Raw genomic sequence first — 17480 nt, 5'->3', positions numbered from 1 at the left:
CGGCTACCACAGGTAGGGTGCAGCCGGACAGAATGCGCCGGGCGTCGCGCTAGCGCGTCGCCCGGCGCGCCGTTTTATCCGCGCACCGCCTTCGCCGGTTTGAACAGGGATGCACGCGGATGTCGTCAGTTTTCTTCGATCGCGAAAGGATCACGGAATGGCTCGGTGAGTGGACCGTCGCCAAAGCGCGCTCGGTGGGCGCGGTCAGCAACGTGACATGGCAGGGGGCGACGCTCTCGGGCGACGTGCAGGGCTCGCAGCCACAGCCGTACAGGACGCGGGTGCGTTTCCGTACCGATGGCGGTTCGCCGTGGGCGCGAGGCGACTGCACGTGCCCGGTGGGCCGCGATTGCAAGCACGTTGCGGCACTGTTGCTCGCGGAACTCGACTACCACGACGAGATGGATCACATCACGCACGTCGAACACGAGGGCGGCACGCGGCGGGCGGACGCTTTCGCTTTCGGCGCTCGCCCGCTGCTGCCAGCCGGCGCGCCGCAGCCGCCGGGCGTACGTCCGGAACTGGTCAGCTGGCTCGAGCGCTTTCGGGCCCGAGCGGCGGATGCCGCCGGCGCCACCCCCGGCCAGGCCGGCGCGCGCAACGCGGGCGGCAGCCGGGGCGAAACGCTCGCTTATCGTCTGAACTGGTCGAGCTTCCACCTGCGCCACGAAGTCGTGCTGCATCGCGCGCGCTGCGATGCGAGCGGCGCGATCGTCGAAGTCGGCCAGAGCTGGGCCGATGTCGAAGCGGCGCTACTGAAGCAACCTCGCTTCGTTTCCGACGCGGATCTGTCGATCCTGCGCGGACTATGGCTTGGCCGCTCGCGCGAGGATTTCGGCCAGTTCGTGCTGCGTGGCGCGAGCGGCGCGGAGACGCTGCACAAGCTGATCGCCACCGGGCGCCTGTTCTTCGACTTCGAAACCGCGCCCGGCCACGTGGGGCCGACGCCGCTCACGCGCGCCGCCGACCGGCCCGGCCGCATCGAGTGGGAGCCGCTTGCCGACGAGCGCCTGCGTCCGGTGCTGCGCACCGAACCCCGCGCGAGCATGGTGTTGCCGACCGAGCCGGTCTGGTATGTCGACGGCGTCGCCAACGAGGCGGGCATCGTGCCGCTGTCGCTGCCGTTCCAGCAGTTGCCCGACTATCTCGCGATGCCGCCGATCTCGCTTGCCGAGGCGCCGCTCGTCGCGTCGGTATTGCGCGAGATCGCGCCCGGGCTGCCGCCGCCGCCCACCCACGACACGTCCGCGATCCGCGTGATCGACGTCGACCCCGTACCGGTGCTGCTGCTGAACAGCCACGCGTCGACGAGCGCGGTCAAAGGCGCGCTCAAACCGGCGAAGGCCGCGAAGGCGGCAGAGCGCAAGCCCGCCACGATCGAACTGGCGGCGGTGAGCTTCGACTACGACGGTGTCAGCATCAACGCCGATAGCAGTGTGACGCTCGTGCCGCTGCCGGGTGGCGACGTGATCCACATCCGCCGCCGCTACGACGCCGAGAAAAAGCGCCTGCTGGAGCTGCGCAAGACCGGGCTGCAGAAGGTGCCGACGCGCAGCGTCCACGCGGCGCGGCTCGTGCCCGACACGATGCTCGGCCTGCCTGACGCCGACGCATGGTCCGAGTTCGTCAACGACGCGGTGCCGCAACTGGTCGCCAACGGCTGGCGCGTGACGATGGCGCCCGAGTTCCGCTACAACGTGATCGAAATCGACGCGATCGACGGCACCGCGCATCAGGCCGGCGACGGCTGGTTCGACCTGGAAATGGGCATCCGTGTCGGCGAGCGCAACGTGCGGCTCGAGCCGCTGCTCGCCGATCTGTTCCGGCGTGACCGGCGCTGGCTGTCCGGCGCGCTGGAAAGCATCGGCGACGACGAGCCGATCGAGCTGAAGACCGAGGAAAACAAACGGCTGCGGCTGCGCGCCGATCGTCTGAAGCCAGTCGTACGTGTGCTGGTCGACCTGTTCGATTCGCTCGGCGGCGCGCTCGCCGACGGCGCGCCGCTGCGTGTGCCTGCAGTCGACGCCGGCCGGCTCGACGCGCTCAACGATACCGGCCGCTGGCAATTCAGCGGCGATGCGTCGATCCGCGAGCTCGCGCGCCGTCTGCAAGCCGGGCCGGGCCTGCGCGAAGTGCCGATACCAGGCGGGCTGAAGGCCGAGCTACGCGCCTATCAGCAGCAGGGCCTGAACTGGATGCAATTCCTGCGCGAGCAGGATCTGGCTGGCGTACTCGCCGACGACATGGGGCTCGGCAAGACCGTGCAGACGCTCGCGCATATTCTTGCGGAGAAGGAAGCGGGGCGGCTCGCGCGTCCCGCGCTGATCGTCGTGCCGACCACGCTGGTCCATAACTGGCGCGAGGAAGCCCGCCGCTTCGCGCCGGAGCTGAAAGTGCTGGTGCTGAACGGGCCGCAGCGCAAAGAGCGTTTCGAGCAGATCGGCGCGCACGAACTGATTCTGACGACCTACGCGCTGCTGTGGCGCGATCAGAAGGTGCTCGCCGAACACGACTACCATCTGCTGATCCTCGATGAAGCGCAGTACGTGAAGAACGCGAGCACCAAGGCCGCGCAGGCGATTCGCGGCTTGCGGGCGCGGCATCGGCTGTGTCTGACGGGCACGCCGCTCGAAAATCATCTCGGCGAGCTATGGTCGCAGTTCGATTTTCTGCTGCCCGGTTTTCTCGGCAGCCAGAAGGACTTCACGCGACGCTGGCGCAATCCGATCGAGAAGAACGGCGACGACGTGCGCCGCGCGCTGCTTGCGCGCCGCATTAGGCCGTTCATGCTGCGCCGTCGCAAGGACGAAGTGGCGAAGGAGTTGCCGCCCAAGACGACGATCATGTGTCCGGTCGATCTCGAAGGCGCGCAGCGCGATCTGTACGAAACGGTGCGCACCGCGATGCAGGCGAAGGTGCGCGCGGCGGTGAGCGCCCAGGGGCTCGCACGCAGTCACATCGTCGTGCTCGACGCGCTGTTGAAGCTGCGCCAGGTGTGCTGCGATCCGAGGCTCGTCAAAACGCATGCCGCTCGCGACGAAGCTGACGACCCGCACGGGCAACCGGCCGATTCGCCGGCCGCGCAGCGCGGTGATGTGCGGAGGTCTGACAAAGACAAGCCCGCGAAAGGCGAGCGGCCGATGCGTTCGGCCAAGCTCGATCTGCTGCTATCGATGCTGCCGGAGCTGATCGAGGAAGGGCGCCGGGTGCTGCTGTTCTCGCAGTTCACCGGCATGCTCGCGCTGATCGCCGACGCGCTCGACGAAGCCGCGATCCCGTACGTGATGCTGACCGGCGACAGCACCGATCGTGTGACGCCGGTCGAGCGATTCCAGCGTGGCGAGGTGCCGCTGTTTCTGATCAGCCTGAAGGCGGGCGGCGTGGGCTTGAACCTGACGGCGGCCGACACGGTGATCCACTACGACCCGTGGTGGAACCCGGCCGCCGAGAATCAGGCCACGGACCGCGCGCACCGGCTCGGGCAAGACAAGCCGGTGTTCGTCTACAAGCTGATCGCGGCCGGCAGCATCGAGGAAAAGATCGTCGAGTTGCAGGAGCAAAAGGCCAGCCTCGCCGACAGCATTCTCGCGGACGACGCCGCAGGCGCCAGCAAGTTTTCGGACGACGATCTCGACGCGCTGTTCGCGCCGATGCCGGCGCTGGAAGGCGCGCGGTGAGCGCATGAGCGGGTTGCTGAGAACACGAGTGAGAATCGGGGCCGGACTGTAACAAAACGTCGGGTGTGTAAATCGACCTGCGCGGCGGCGCCAGCTCATACGAATTCGGCGGATATGCGGCGCGGGACCTGCGCGCCGGGGCCCATGCATCGCGGGTAATAACTACTGGCGCGAGCGTTACAAACGAAGTTCTTTCATCTTGAGCGCGAGCGGGCTCGCAGCTAACGTGTCACTACTCGTGCGGCTAGACCCCGGCGAGCGTGTGTAGTGTTTTGATCGGCGTTGCCTCCCACGAGGCAACGCCATTTTTTTGCCCGCTCGCTTGTCGGCGACGACCGCACATGCGTGCAATCTCCGATCACAAAAAATCCCGCATCGGAAGCAAGCCAAGGTGGGCACTCCAGAATTCTCAAGTTCGAGAGCCGATGTCCAGTGCCCAAAATGACAGCGGTGTTTCAACGCGATCTGACAATGTTTAAACGATTTATTTTGAGACTATTCCTATACTTGCCTCCAATTGTTAAATCGGACACGTCCTAAGAACTTTCTCAAACAGGACATGTGCAAAGGGCCAAACGCCCATCCGGACGACAATTCGCTGTTTGAAACCTCGACTTGCTCCAGGCCCGCCAGCACGGCCCGCGGACCTGGAAAACCCGAGAAAACGCGTAAGCCGCTTTGAATTTTGGCTTCTCGCAACCGATTGCGGAACACGGCAAGCTGGAGAAAAGAAGGTTTTCGATTATGATGATCTGCCCCGCATAATCGGTATGCCTACTTAAGATATGCGCTGATTTCGAGATGAGTTGAAATCAGCGCGAAACGGGGGCAAGGCAAGGGACCATCAAAAAAGCAACCGGACTTTTATGGGAAGCCGGATCGGCGGTCGACACCGTCATCCCGGGGCGTAGCCGGTTCACCGGCGGCCCATGACGAAAGGCGCTGTTGCGTGTGTGGGGTGTTATGAGAATTGCAGTCCTGGATGACGATTCGGCGCAGGCCGATCTTGTTTGTCAGACGTTGTCGGCGGCGGGGCACGTCTGTCACGCGTACAGCGCGGGGCGCGAGCTGGTGCGCCAGTTGCGGCGCCAGACCTTCGATCTGCTCGTGCTCGACTGGAACGTTCCCGACATGTCGGGCGAAGAGGTGCTGCGCTGGGTGCGCGAAAGCCTGTCCGAGCGTCTGCCGGTGCTGTTCATGACGAGCCGCAGCCGCGAAACCGACATCACGTCGATCCTGAATACCGGCGCGGACGACTATCTGGTCAAGCCTGTATCCGCCGCCGTCCTGCTCGCGCGGGTCGGCTCGCTGCTGCGTCGCGCCTACTACCTGAAGCCGCCGGCCACGAAGGAAGTGTTCGGCGAGTTCGAGTTCGATCTGAGCGCCAAGCACGTGGTCGTGCGCGGCAAAGCGGTCTCGGTCACGCAAAAGGAGTTCGAGCTCGCGCTGCTGCTCTTCCAGCACCTCAGCCGGCCTTTGTCGCGGGCGCACATCCTCGATGTGATCTGGAAGCAGGCCACCGACATCCCGTCGCGTACGATGGACACGCACGTGTCAATGCTGCGCAGCAAGCTGGGTCTGCGCCCGGAGCATGGCTACCGGCTCACGCCGATCTACGGCTACGGCTACCGCCTCGAGCGCATGGAGTCGGACACGCCGCCGGCCGCCGCCGGCGACTCTTCCGAAGCGGGGGAGCCGTGACGATTGCGCTGAATGTGACAACGCGCGGCCGTGCCTGCCCATCGGGCCGCCGGATTGCCGCATGGCTCGCGGCGGCCTGTCTGATTGCAACGGGCACAGCGGGCTGGGGCCCGGCAGCGCTCGCGCAGACGGGTCCTGTCAAGCCCCGTCTGAAGGTGCCGCCGGTCTACGTTTCGTATACGACGCGCGACGGCGACACGCTCTATGACATCGCCGGCCGCTATCTGGCCGACCCCGCCGACTGGGCACTCCTGAGCCGCCTGAATCACGTGCCCGCGCCGCGTCGCATGTCGGCCGGTATCGTGCTGCGCCTGCCGTCCGACAAGCTCAAACAGGACCCGGACTCGGCCCGCGTGGTCGCGACGAGTGGTCCGGTCGAGCATGCGTTCGGCAACGGCCCCTATCTGCTGCTGAAGACCGGCGAGACGCTTGCCGAAGGCGATCGTGTGCGAACCGGCCGCAATGGCTTCGTGACCCTGGAGTTGCCCGACGGCTCGTACGTGACGATTGCACAGGACGGCGAACTCGATATCGAGAAACTGCGCCGCGTCGTGCTGACTGGCGCGGCCGACCGCGTCTTCGAACTGCGCCACGGCGAGGTCGAGAGTCAGGTCACGCATGCGACGCGCGGCGACGATCGCTTCCAGATCCGCTCGCCGTCGGTGGTCGCGGGCGTGCGCGGCACGCGTTTTCGGGTCGACTACGACGGCGGCACGCAGACCACCGCGGTCGCGGTGATCGACGGTGCAGTCGGCGTCGATCCGGCCGCGCAGCGCGGCCAGCGCGCCGCGCCCGCGCCCGCGCCGGGCGTGCCGCTGCAGGCCTCCGCGCAACTGCTCAAGGCGAGCTTCGGCAACGTCACACGCTCGGGCGGCGCGGTCGGCATTCCGCTCGAACTGCTGCCGGCGCCGGCGCTTGCGCAACCGGCGCGCGTGCAGGACGGCAAGACGGTCGCCTTCGACATCGAGCCAGCCGCCCAGGCAGTCGGCTATCGCGTGCAGATCTCGCGCGACGCCGACCAGCTCGACCTCGTGCGCGACCTGCGCGTCGCCACACCGCGCGCGGACTTCGGGGATCTGCCCGATGGCACTTACTTCGTGCGGGTTGCGTCGACCGACAGCCACGGCCTCGACGGCCTGCCGAACGTGTACGCGTTCGAGCGCCGTCAGTTCGGACTCGATGCGTCGGCGTCGCAGCGCGCGGGCAGCCGTGACTACGACTTCCGCTGGTTCGTCAGTCACAGCAAAGTGCCGACGAGCTTTCGTTTCGTGCTGGCCCAAACCGCCGACCTCAGCCATCCGGTCATCGATCGCACCGACCTGCCGGGCGGCGAGCTGGTGGTCAGCGACCTGCCCGCGGGCGTCTACTACTGGACGATCGTCGCCGAACAGTTCGAAAACGGCCGCTTCTACGAAAAGAGCAGCGCCGTTCGCTCGTTTACGCTCGCGCGCTGACGCTGGTAGATTCTCGGGGCCGGTCCGCTGACCGGCCTTCTTCCCGTTCCGAATACATCGTCCATTGCTCAACACTTCTACGCGACTGAGCCTCGATCCGCGTGCCCGTCTCGGACGGCGTGCCGGCCGGCGCTTCCTGATTGAGTGGATGGGAGTCGGCTGCCTCGGCATCGTAGTGATCCTGCTGAGCTCGTTCGGGGGCTTCAGCGCCGGCATCGACCAACTCGTCTATGACCGCTTCCTGAACCAGCGCCAGCAGCCTTTGCTGTCCGATATCGTCGTGCTCGAGATCGACAACGCGAGCATTGCGCAGATTGGCCGCTGGCCGTGGCCGCGCAGCGTGCATGCGCGACTGCTCGAACAGATCGCGACGGCCCAACCCGCGGCGGTGGTGTTCGACGTGCTGTTTACCGAACCGAACGCGGACGACGCTCAGCTCGCCCATGCGCTCGCGCTGAGCCCCACCTATCTGCCCGTGCTGCTCACGCCGCCCGACAGCACCGGGCGGCGCGTCGCGGTCGAGCCCGTCGCGCCGCTCGCGCAGGCCGCGGCCGGGCTCGGCCATATCAACTTCGAAGTGGACAGCGATGGGATCGCGCGCAGCGTCGCGCGCTACGAGGGCGACGGCGGCTCGCGCTGGCCGCAGCTGATGGTGCGCGTCGCCGACGCGGTCGAAAGCGGCAAGCTGCATCTGCGCGACGGGCTGCCGCCGCACCGTTCGACTTTGCCCGCGCGCGGTGACGGCGAGCGTACCGAAGCGCGCTTTCTGATCCCGTTCGGGCGGGACGCCGAGGACTACACCAGACTCAGCTACGCCGACGTGCTCAGTGGCAAGGTGCCGGCCGATCAGTTGCGCGGGCGCATCGTCGTGATCGGTGTGACCGCGTCGGGCCTCTACGACCGCTTTGCGACGCCGGTGTCGGGCGAGTTGGGGCCGCTGCCCGGCGTCTATATCCATGCGAATGTGCTGGACGCGCTGCTGACCGGCCGCGAGATTCAGCCGCTCGCGCGCTGGGTGGTGTTCGCGTCGTCGCTCGCGCCGCTCGCCGCGCTGCTCGCCGGCTTCCTCGTGCTGTCGCCGCGCCGCTCGCTGTTGCTGACCGGCGCGCTGGTGCTGCTCGCGGCGACCGGCAGCGCGGCGCTGCTCTACGTCGGGCGGCTCTGGATGTCGCCGGTGCCGGCGATCCTCGGCGTCACGTTCGTGTATCCGATCTGGAACTGGCGCCGCCTCGAAATGACGATGGCGTATCTGCGCGGCGAACTGCAGCGTCTCGCCGACGAACCGCATCTGCTGCCCGAAGCGCCGCAACGCCGCCGCGAGTTCGGCGGCGACGTGCTCGAGCAGCATATGGCGCTGATGGCGCAGGCCGCGCAGCGTGTGCAGGACATGAAGCGCTTCGTGTGGGACAGTCTCGATAGCGTGCCGGAGCCGCTTCTCGTCAGCGATCTGCGCGGTGTCGTGCTGATCGCGAACCATGCGGCCAAAGCGCATTTCGCGCGGCTGCACGCGCCGATGCCCGAGGGGCTGCCGATGCAGACGGTGCTCGGCGGTCTGACGCTCGTGAAGACGATCGACAGCGGCGCCGCTTCGGACGCCGAGCGCAACCTGTTCGCGCATGCGCATTGGCCGGCGCTACTCGATCCGACGCGCGGCGAGTTTTCCGCGCTGATCGCCCAGGGGGTCGAGGTGCGCGATGGCAACGAGCGCGATCATCTGCTGCGCTACGCGACCTGCACCAACGCGCAAGGCGAGACGACCGGCTGGATCGCGGGCCTCGTCGACGTGTCGGCACTGCATGCGGCCGAGGCTCAGCGCGAGGACGCGCTGCGGCTGCTGTCGCACGACATGCGCTCGCCGCAGGCGTCGATTCTCGCGCTGGTCGAGATAGAGCGGGCGCGCACCGAGCCGGTGCTCGCGCGCAGCGTGCTCGAGCGCATCGAGCGTTACGCGCAACGCGCGCTGACCCTCGCCGACGACTTCGTGCAGCTCGCGCGCGCCGAATCGCAGACCTATGTGCTCGAGCCGCTCAGCCTGATGGAGCTGGTCGTCGACGCGACCGACGAGGTGTGGCCGCAGGCGCAAGCGAAGCGCATCACGTTGCACACGCAAACCGGCGACGACGCCGCCGAAGGCCACTGGATCTGCGCCGACCGTTCGCTGATCACGCGCGCGCTCGTCAATATTCTGAACAACGCGGTCAAGTACAGCCCGCCTGACACGCGTATCGTCTGCAGCTTCGCGAACCGGCCGGTCTCGGCGTGCTCGGCGGGGCGCGTGTCGTGCACGATCCGCGATCAGGGCTACGGCATTCCGAAGGAACAACAGGCGGGGCTGTTCGAACGGTTCCGCCGCTTTCACGACGTCGAGCGCCCGGAAGTGGGCGGCGCGGGACTCGGCATGGCATTCGTGAAAACCGTCGTAACGCGCCACGGTGGCAATGTCGACGTCGTTAGCGCGCCCGGAGAGGGCACCGCCTTTACGATCTGGCTGCCCGCGCTCGACGACGCGCCGCCCGACGAACGGGTTGCGCGGCGGACCTGACGTAATCGATGCACTTGAGAGAAAACAAAAGATGGCAAAAACAGCCTACCTCTGTGCCGCGCTGGCCGCGGCGAGTCTGACCGGTTGCGCGGGCCTGAGCGCCGACGTCCACACCAGCGGTTCCGACCATGCCGCGGTCGCGCTGCAAGGCCAGCAGACCTATGCGATCGCGCGCACGCCGCCGCAGCAGGACAGCGTGGACTTTACGCAAGCAGAAAAGCTGCTGCGCGACGAACTCGCCCAACACGGATTCGCCGATGCAGCGGGCAAGCCCGCGCATTATCTGCTGTCGGTCGCCTATAGCACGCGGCCCGCGTCGATCGGCATCGGCGGCAGCGAATGCGCGCCCGCCGATTGCGCGCGCGGCAGCGACGGGCTCGGCGCGCTGCTGTTCGGGCGCGAGTATCAACATGCGTTGACGCTGCGTTTCTTCGAGTACGCGAGCGGCGCGGAGCGCTACAAGGTCAGCGCGGTGTTCGTCGATCGCGACGCCGATCCGGTCCATGCGCTGCCGCTGCTCGTCAAAACGGCGCTTGCAAAATTGCCGTTCGACGAGCCGGCCGACTGGCGCGTGAAGTTCAGCGTCGACAAGTCGAGCGGCGTGCCGAACGTCGAGTCGATGAAACCGCTGCAACGCTAGCACGCGGCGGCGGGCCGGCCAGAGCTGCTCCGCGCAAGCGACGGGGCCCGGCGGGTACTTCGTATGTGCCGCGCGCGGAGGTCATTCCCGCGCCGGATCGTCGTGCGGCCAGCGGTTCTCGAACATGCACTCGGCGAGCGGCAGACGGCTCGCCCAGCGTTCGGTTTCGAGCATCGGCTCGCTATAGAAGTGGTCGACGTGACCGACGCACAGAATCGCGACCGGCCGCGCGCCTTCCGGCATGTGCAGCAACTGGCGCACCGCGTCGACGTCGAACAGCGATACCCAGCCAAGCCCCAGGCCTTCCGCACGCGCGGCGAGCCACATGTTCTGGATCGCGCACGCGACCGAAGCCAGATCCATTTCGGGCAGCGTGCGGCGTCCGAACAGATGCCGCTCGCGGCCGTCCATTAGCGCGACCACCAGCAGCTCCGCGCATTCGAGCATGCCCTCCACCTTCAGCTTCATGAATTCGTCGCGGCGCTTGCCGAGCGCATCGGCGGTAGCGAGCCGTTCGCGTTCGACGATCTGGTGCAACGCGGTGCGCAGCGCGGCATCGGTGATGCGCGCGATGCGCCACGGCTGCATATAGCCGACGCTCGGCGCATGATGCGCCGCGTCGAGCAGGCGCCGGAGCACGGCGGGATCGACCGGATCGGATACGAAATGCCGCATGTCGCGCCGTTCGTAGATCGCGCGATAGACCGCATCGCGCTCGGACTCGTTAAAAGGCTTCGCCATCGAATAGTGCGGCCGTGAAAGCCGGGTTGGAGGGCCAATAAGCGTGCATATAGGTTGCCACGATCGGGCCCACGCGATAAACCGCTTCGCCGGGCGTGTCGCTGTGCGCTCGCGTGGCCGAGCGCAGCGGCGCGAGCGGCGTGCTCAGCGTCGAGTAGTGGAACGTATGGCCGGTCAGCGGCCCATGCAGCCCGTCGAGCTGCTGCATGCCGAGCGAGGTGAAGCGTGTTTGCATGGTCGCGTGACCGGGCACGAGGCCGAGCATCGGCGTGCTCGCGCCGTGCGTGTCGGTCAGCGTGTCGAGCAGATAGAGCATGCCGCCGCATTCGGCGACGACCGGTTTGCCGGCCGCCACGTGCGCGCGAATCGACGCGGCGCTGTGCGCATTGTGCGCGAGCGTTGCCGCATGCAGTTCGGGGTAGCCGCCGGGCAGATAGAGCGCATCGGTGCGGTCGGGCAACGGCTCGTCGGCGAGCGGCGAGAAGTCGCACACCTGTGCGCCGAGCGCTTCGAGCAGCGTGACGTTGGCCGGATAGATGAACGAAAACGCGGCGTCGCGTGCAATCGCGATGCGCTTGCCCTGCAGCAGGCGCGGCACAACTTCGGGCGACGCCGTGCCGAACTCGACCGTGGGCGGCAATGCGGCGAGCGAAGTGGACGCGAGCGTGTCGGCCGCGCGCTCGAGCCGTGCTTCGAGATCGGCGATTTCGTCGGCCTGGTGCAGGCCCAGGTGGCGATCGGGCAACGCGATGTCGTCGCTCGCGGCGATGTGTCCGCACCACCGTAAATCACTCGGCAACGCATCTTCGAGCATCCGCGCATGCCGTGCCGAGCCGGCACGGTTCGCGAGCACGCCGTGAAACGGCAAGTCCGGTTTGAAGCGCGCGAGTCCGAAGGCGAGCGCGCCGAAGGTTTGCGCCATCGCCTGCGCGGAAATCACCGCGAGCACCGGTATGCCGAAAGCAGTCGCGAGATCGGCGCTACTCGGCGTGCCGTCGAACAGACCCATCACGCCTTCGATCAGGATCAGATCCGCTTCGGCCGCCGCCTGTGCGATCAGGTTGCGACACGCGGTTTGGCCGACCATCCACAGATCGAGCGACATCACCGGCGCGCCGCTCGCGCGCGCGAGGATCATCGGATCGAGAAAATCCGGGCCGGTCTTGAACACGCGCACACGCCGTCCGAGCCGCCGGTGATAGCGCGCGAGACCGGCGGTGACCGTGGTCTTGCCTTGCCCTGACGCAGGAGCGCTGATGAACAGTGCGGGGCACGCGGACATCGCTCAGAACTCCACGCCGCGCTGCGCTTTCACGCCCTGCTCGCGATACGGATGCTTGATCGCGCGCATTTCGGTGACGAGGTCGGCGGCTTCGATCAGCGCGTCCGGCGCATGGCGGCCGGTGACGACGACGTGCAGCATCGGCGCGCGCGCGTTGATCACCGACAGCACTTCGTCGAGCGGCAGATATTCGTACTTGAGCACGGTGTTCAACTCGTCGAGGATCACCATCTGGTAGTCGCCGCTTTCGATCATCCGGCGCGCCTCGTCCCAGCCTTTGCGCGCGGTCGCGATATCGGCTTCGCGATTCTGCGTGTTCCACGTGTAGCCGTCGCCCATCGTGACGAAATCGCAGTTCGCGATCGCGCCGAGAAAGTCGCGCTCCGACGTATGCAGCGCGCCCTTGATGAACTGCACGACGCCAAGATGCATGCCGTGGCCCAGCACGCGCACGGCCATGCCGAATGCGGCCGTGCTTTTGCCCTTGCCGGTGCCGGTGTTGACGATCAGCAAGCCTTTTTCGACGGTTGCGCCGGCCTGCTTTTTCTCGTGGCCTTCACGGCGGCGTTCGGTCATGCGCTGATGCGATTCGGGATCGGTTTTCATCGAAGGTCCTGGTCATTGGGAGCTGTAGGTAGGGAGACTGTGTTGCTGTTCGCATCGTCGCCCGTCGACGCGATTGCGACGGTGACGCCGGCGTGCACGGTCTTGCGTACGACGAGTCGCGCGATAGGCGCGATGGTCGCGATGGTCGCGATAGGGGATAGCCGTGAAGCGGTCGCGCGCTCAAGGGCCTGCGCCGCCAGCAGCGCGCACGGCTCGCAGACGCCGTCCACGCCCAGATGCGCGTGCGCGGCCGCCGACGACGAATCCATCGGTATCGCGGCGATCTGCTCGCGGGTGAAGAGTTGCAGCCGCAGCGCATGGCGCGCGCAGAAAGCGAGCAGCCCGGCTTCCTTCGCCTTGATGTCGATCGTCGCGATCGTGCCGATCTGTTCGAATGCATACGGCCCCAGCGTGGCGCGCACGGCGGCTTCGATATCCGCGGCCGGGGTGTGCAGGCGGCAACCGATGCCGACGCTCAGCGTTTTCGTCGAAGCTGGACCGGAGCCGGTCAGCCTGGCGCGCGTCATCGCGGCATGCATCGCGCGCGCCATGCGGTGATGGGAGAAGAGAAGCGTTGCGCGTTAGCGCGTGCGGTGGTGATGGAGATCGAGCTCATGCGGTACTGCGAATCCGGGCGCGGCAATGTGCGCGATTGGCGGCGCTTGCTCGAAGGTTCGAGAAAAAACGCCACGCACGCATGATGCCGAGCTTGAACGCCTTCACATCCGTTCCCCGCGGATTCCGGCGGCCGGCGGCGCGCTCGTGCATGTGATGCATGCGCACCGCCTCCGCGTCTGGCCGGTATCCGGGCTGGCGGCCTCACGCGCTTTGCCTTCCCGTCCCATCGCGCGGATTCGTCGATTCGCAGGACAGTGGCATCAAAAACGCATGCGCGGCGCGCCAGGATCGGGGCGCGCGCCGCAGGTCGCTTACCGTTGCGGGGACAGCACAGGTTGAGCGCATCACGCGCTGCCTGTTTCCCGTTTAACTGCACATGCGAGCGCATATGCGGGCACCAAACGCGCGCATACGATAGCACACGGCGCCTTGCCGGATAAGCGCTGGCGGCGCGTTTCAGCGTACAGGCTTCCTTGACTGCGCAAGGCCGCGGGCCTACACTCGCACGCACTTCTGGTGCTCGCCTGCGCGCTCGTGCGCAGGCAGTTAAACGGGAAACAGGGGGCCCATCTGCTCTGGAGCGGGCCAACCTGTGCTGTCCCCGCAACGGTAAGCGAAAAGCGGTGCAGGCCTCACGGCCGCGCGCCGCGGAGCCGGCTTCGATGTCCACGCGCAAGGCCGCGTCGGCATATCACCACTGGGCGGGAAACCACTCGCCCGGGAAGGGGAAGCGGCGCTTTCGCCAGCCCGGATACCGGCCCGAAGATGCTGAACGTACGCCGCGGGGATGCGGCGGTGCGTTCATGACCTCCACTTTCGCTTTCTGCGTTTCCGTTGTCGCGGCACCGCCGTCGTTCGTGCACCAACACGCGCACTGACCGGCACGCCCCTCCAACGTCGACCGATGGACCTCACGATGCAAACTCAATTGCGCAAGATTCCCGTCACGATCGTCACGGGCTTTCTCGGCAGCGGCAAGACCACGCTGTTGCGACACATTCTTCAGCATGCGGATGGCAAGCGCATTGCGGTCATCGTCAACGAGTTCGGTGAGCTGGGCATCGACGGCGAGATCCTCAAGGGCTGCGGCATCGGCTGCGACGAGAACGGCGTCGAAACCGAAGGGCAATTGTATGAACTGGCGAACGGGTGCCTGTGCTGCACGGTGCAGGAAGAGTTTTTCCCGGTGATGGAAAAGCTCGCCGAGCGTCGCGATCAGATCGATCATGTGCTGATCGAAACCTCCGGGCTCGCGTTGCCGAAGCCGCTCGTGCAGGCTTTCAACTGGCCGCAGATCCGAAACGGTTTTACCGTCGATGCGGTCGTGACGGTGGTCGATGGACCGGCCACCGCGAGCGGCCAGTTCGCCGACAATCCGGTCAAGGTCGATGCGCAACGCAAGGCCGATCCGAATCTCGATCACGAATCGCCGCTGCACGAACTGTTCGAAGACCAGCTGTGCGCGGCCGATCTGGTGATTCTGAACAAGACGGACCTGCTCGACGACGCGCAGCAAAGCACGGTGGAAACACTGATTCGCGACGAGATTCCGCCGCAGGTGAAGATCGTGCGCGCGCACCAAGGGCAACTCGATCTGCGTACGCTGCTGGGCCTCGAAGCGGCGTCGGAGCAAACGATCCACTTGCGCCACGATCATCACGGTTCGGCCGACGACCCCGATCATCATCACGATGAGTTCGATTCGGTCGTCGTGCAGGCGAGCGTGCGGTCGCGCGAAGCGGCGCTCGCCGCGTTGCAGACCCTGGTCGAAAACCACACGATTTACCGCATCAAAGGTTTCGCGGCGCTGCCGGGCGCGGCGATGCGTCTCGTGATCCAGGGCGTGGGCCGCCGCTTCGACAGCTATTTCGACCGGCGCTGGCAGGCCGGCGAACGCGGCGACGGCGCTTCCAGCCGCTTCGTGCTGATCGGCGAAGATCTCGATCGCGCTACGCTGCAACGGGCGTTCGATGCGGCGCTCGACGCGACGTCGAACACCGCCGCATAGCGGGCGCGCGCAGCCATGCATCTGTTGCGCACAACGCCCGGCGGCTTCGTCGACGATACGCAGGGCGTGATCCGTATCGATCAGCAGCCCGCCGATATCGTCGTGCTCAGTTCCGCGGACACCACGCTGTCGCTGCTCGCGAGTGTCGTGCCGCGTCTCGGCGACGGCTTTCCGAGCGTACGGCTCGCGAACGTCACGTATCTGCGCCAACCGGCATCGGTCGATTTCTATCTCGACGACGTGTTGCAGCATGCGCGCGTCGTGGTGGTCGATCATCTTGGCGGCGAGGCGTACTGGCCGTACGGCATCGAGCAGGTCGTCGCGCTCGCGCAGCGCAAGCGGCAAACGCTCGCGATGTTTTCCGGCGACTTGCAGGAAGATCCAAATCTGCTCGCGCGCAGCACCGCCAGCGCCGAACTGTGTCACCAGTTGTGGCGGTATCTGCGGGAGGGCGGCCCGCAAAACGCTGAAGCATTCTTGCGCTGTATCGCGTACCGCGCGCTCGATTGGGGAAGCGAACCGGAGCCGCCGCGCGCGTTGCCTGCCGCGTCGCTCTATCATCCAGCACGCGATATGCCAACGATCGCCGACTGGCAGGCGCGCTGGCGGCAGGATGCGCCGGTCGTCGCGATTCTTTTCTACAAGGCCCATCTTCAGGCCGCCAATACCGCGGTGTTCGATGCGCTGATCGACGAACTCGACGCGCAGGGGCTCAATCCGCTGCCGCTCGCGATCACGTCGTTAAAAGATGCGATGAGCCGCGAAGTGGTGCAGTCGCTGTGCGCGCGACATCAGGCGGCGCTGGTGCTCAATACGACCGCGTTCGCCGCGTCCGCTATCGACGACCCGGAGCCGCTCGCGTTGGCCGGCGATGCGCCGGTGCTGCAGGTGATCCTGAGCGGCGGCAATCGCGAAGACTGGCTCAAGGACAACCACGGTCTGAATTCACGCGACATCGCGATGCATGTCGCGCTGCCGGAGGTGGACGGCCGCATCATCACGCGCGCGATCAGCTTCAAGGGACTTGCGTATCGGTGTCCGCACACGCAGGTCGACGTGGTCCGCTATCAGCCGGATGTCGAACGCGTGCGCTTCGTTGCGGAACTGAGCCGCCGCTGGTGCCGTCTGCGTTCGCTCGATAACGCGGACAAGAAGCTGGCGCTGATTCTGGCGAACTATCCGCTGAGCGAGGGGCGTATCGGCAATGGCGTCGGGCTCGATACGCCGGCGTCGGTGGTCGGCATTCTGTCGATGCTTCGCGACGAAGGCTATCGCGTTGGCGAGCTGCCCCAAGACGGTGACGCGCTGCTGAAAAAGCTTACCGAGGGGGTGACCAACGACCCCGTCGTGCGCGATCTGCGGCCGGCCTTGCAAAGCCTCGCACTCGACGACTATCTCGCGCATTTCAATGCGCTGCCGGTCACCGTTCGCGACGCGCTGAACGCGCGGTGGGGCGGCCCCGAGCAGGACCCAACGCTGCGGCGTGGCCGTTTCATGATCGCGGGTTGGCGCTGCGGGCAAGTGTTCGTCGGGATACAGCCCGCGCGGTCGCGCGAGCACGGTGACTACGCGAGCTATCACGATGCGGAGCTCGTACCGCCGCATGCGTATCTCGCGTTCTACTTCTGGCTGCGTCACCAGTTCGGTATCGACGCGGTCGTGCACGTCGGCAAACACGGCAATCTCGAATGGCTGCCCGGCAAGAGCGTCGCGTTGAGCGACACGTGCTGGCCCGACCTGATTCTGGGGCCGTTGCCGCATCTGTATCCGTTCATCGTCAACGATCCGGGCGAAGGCAGCCAGGCCAAGCGGCGCGCGCAGGCGGTGATCATCGATCATCTGATGCCGCCGCTCACGCGCGCCGAAAGCTATGGGCCGCTGCAGGACCTCGAACGCCAGGTCGACGAATATTACGAAGCGCTGATGGTCGATCCGCGTCGCGCGAGGCTGCTGCGTCGCACGATCCTCGCGTCGATCGTGGAGCATCGGCTGCACGACGAACTGAGCGTCGCGGCACCGAATGGACAGCACGACGAAGATGCGCTGCTCACGCGCGTCGATGCATGGCTATGCGAGTTGAAGGAAGCGCAGATACGCGATGGGCTGCATACCTTTGGGCAGTCGCCGCGCGGCGTGCAGCGGCGCGACACGCTGCTCGCGCTCGGTCGCTTTCCAATCGGCGACGGCCAGTCCGGCAGGGCCGGGCTAACC

The 17480-nt window shown here is 66.4% G+C and carries 11 protein-coding genes and 2 riboswitches; of the genes, 7 read left to right on the top strand and 4 right to left on the bottom strand.

Features of this window, described 5'->3' with window-relative positions; genetic code table 11:
- Positions 1-119: 119 nt before the first annotated feature.
- The 5 genes from VGH68_RS27090 to VGH68_RS27070 all read left to right on the top strand — a co-directional run bounded on the left by VGH68_RS27090 (position 120) and on the right by VGH68_RS27070 (position 10014).
- Entirely contained in the window at positions 120-3677 is a 3558-nt protein-coding gene (locus VGH68_RS27090) for a DEAD/DEAH box helicase (protein WP_331606801.1), read from the top strand.
- A gap of 963 nt (positions 3678-4640) precedes the next feature.
- Entirely contained in the window at positions 4641-5378 is a 738-nt protein-coding gene (locus VGH68_RS27085; RefSeq protein WP_331606800.1) for a response regulator transcription factor, read from the top strand.
- A complete protein-coding gene (locus tag VGH68_RS27080) occupies positions 5375-6832 on the top strand; it encodes a FecR family protein (RefSeq protein WP_331606799.1) in 1458 nt (485 codons plus the stop codon). The genes VGH68_RS27085 and VGH68_RS27080 overlap by 4 nt, the downstream gene beginning before the upstream one ends.
- A 64-nt stretch (positions 6833-6896) precedes the next feature.
- Positions 6897-9374 carry a CHASE2 domain-containing protein gene (locus VGH68_RS27075; protein WP_331606798.1) on the top strand — a complete coding sequence of 826 codons (2478 nt, stop codon included), beginning with the start codon at positions 6897-6899 and terminating at the stop codon, positions 9372-9374.
- Positions 9375-9405: 31 nt separating this feature from the next.
- On the top strand, positions 9406-10014 hold the full coding sequence (locus VGH68_RS27070) for a DUF4136 domain-containing protein (RefSeq protein ID WP_331606797.1): 609 nt from the start codon (positions 9406-9408) through the stop codon (positions 10012-10014).
- Positions 10015-10095: 81 nt separating this feature from the next.
- Here VGH68_RS27070 and bluB read toward each other — a convergent pair whose 3' ends face one another.
- From bluB to VGH68_RS27050, 4 genes are read right to left on the bottom strand one after another with little or no spacing between them, the layout of a single operon-like run.
- The gene (gene bluB / locus VGH68_RS27065) at positions 10096-10755 is read right to left on the bottom strand and encodes a 5,6-dimethylbenzimidazole synthase (protein ID WP_331606796.1); all 660 of its coding nucleotides are present in this window, start codon (positions 10753-10755) and stop codon (positions 10096-10098) included.
- Entirely contained in the window at positions 10739-12037 is a 1299-nt protein-coding gene (locus VGH68_RS27060; protein WP_331606795.1) for a cobyrinate a,c-diamide synthase, read from the bottom strand. The genes bluB and VGH68_RS27060 overlap by 17 nt, the downstream gene beginning before the upstream one ends.
- A gap of 3 nt (positions 12038-12040) precedes the next feature.
- Entirely contained in the window at positions 12041-12643 is a 603-nt protein-coding gene (cobO, locus tag VGH68_RS27055) for a cob(I)yrinic acid a,c-diamide adenosyltransferase (protein WP_331606794.1), read from the bottom strand.
- Complete coding sequence (locus tag VGH68_RS27050) at positions 12640-13170, bottom strand: cobalamin biosynthesis protein (RefSeq protein ID WP_331606793.1); 531 nt, start codon at positions 13168-13170, stop codon at positions 12640-12642. The genes cobO and VGH68_RS27050 overlap by 4 nt, the downstream gene beginning before the upstream one ends.
- A gap of 252 nt (positions 13171-13422) precedes the next feature.
- A riboswitch (cobalamin riboswitch) is annotated at positions 13423-13678 on the bottom strand.
- Between the two features lie 80 nt (positions 13679-13758).
- A riboswitch (cobalamin riboswitch) is annotated at positions 13759-14038 on the top strand.
- A gap of 139 nt (positions 14039-14177) precedes the next feature.
- Here VGH68_RS27050 and cobW point away from each other — a divergent pair.
- Complete coding sequence (gene cobW / locus VGH68_RS27045; RefSeq protein ID WP_331606792.1) at positions 14178-15269, top strand: cobalamin biosynthesis protein CobW; 1092 nt, start codon at positions 14178-14180, stop codon at positions 15267-15269.
- 15 nt (positions 15270-15284) lie between these two features.
- A partial coding sequence (cobN, locus tag VGH68_RS27040) for a cobaltochelatase subunit CobN (RefSeq protein WP_331606791.1) occupies positions 15285-17480 on the top strand: 2196 nt, incomplete at its 3' end.

Origin of the sequence: Paraburkholderia sp. (assembly GCF_036488505.1) — a bacterium.
Classification (GTDB): Bacteria; Pseudomonadota; Gammaproteobacteria; order Burkholderiales; family Burkholderiaceae; genus Paraburkholderia.
This window is presented reverse-complemented; position numbering and strand designations above follow the sequence as displayed.

Excerpts from the sequence above, each read along its gene's own strand:
- VGH68_RS27090 (WP_331606801.1), top strand. The coding sequence starts at position 120 with ATGTCGTCAGTTTTCTTCGATCGCGAAAGGATCACGGAATGGCTCGGT.
- VGH68_RS27085 (WP_331606800.1), top strand. The coding sequence starts at position 4,641 with ATGAGAATTGCAGTCCTGGATGACGATTCGGCGCAGGCCGATCTTGTT.
- VGH68_RS27070 (WP_331606797.1), top strand. The coding sequence starts at position 9,406 with ATGGCAAAAACAGCCTACCTCTGTGCCGCGCTGGCCGCGGCGAGTCTG.
- bluB (WP_331606796.1), bottom strand. The coding sequence starts at position 10,755 with ATGGCGAAGCCTTTTAACGAGTCCGAGCGCGATGCGGTCTATCGCGCG.
- VGH68_RS27060 (WP_331606795.1), bottom strand. The coding sequence starts at position 12,037 with ATGTCCGCGTGCCCCGCACTGTTCATCAGCGCTCCTGCGTCAGGGCAA.
- cobO (WP_331606794.1), bottom strand. The coding sequence starts at position 12,643 with ATGAAAACCGATCCCGAATCGCATCAGCGCATGACCGAACGCCGCCGT.
- VGH68_RS27050 (WP_331606793.1), bottom strand. The coding sequence starts at position 13,170 with ATGACGCGCGCCAGGCTGACCGGCTCCGGTCCAGCTTCGACGAAAACG.
- cobW (WP_331606792.1), top strand. The coding sequence starts at position 14,178 with ATGCAAACTCAATTGCGCAAGATTCCCGTCACGATCGTCACGGGCTTT.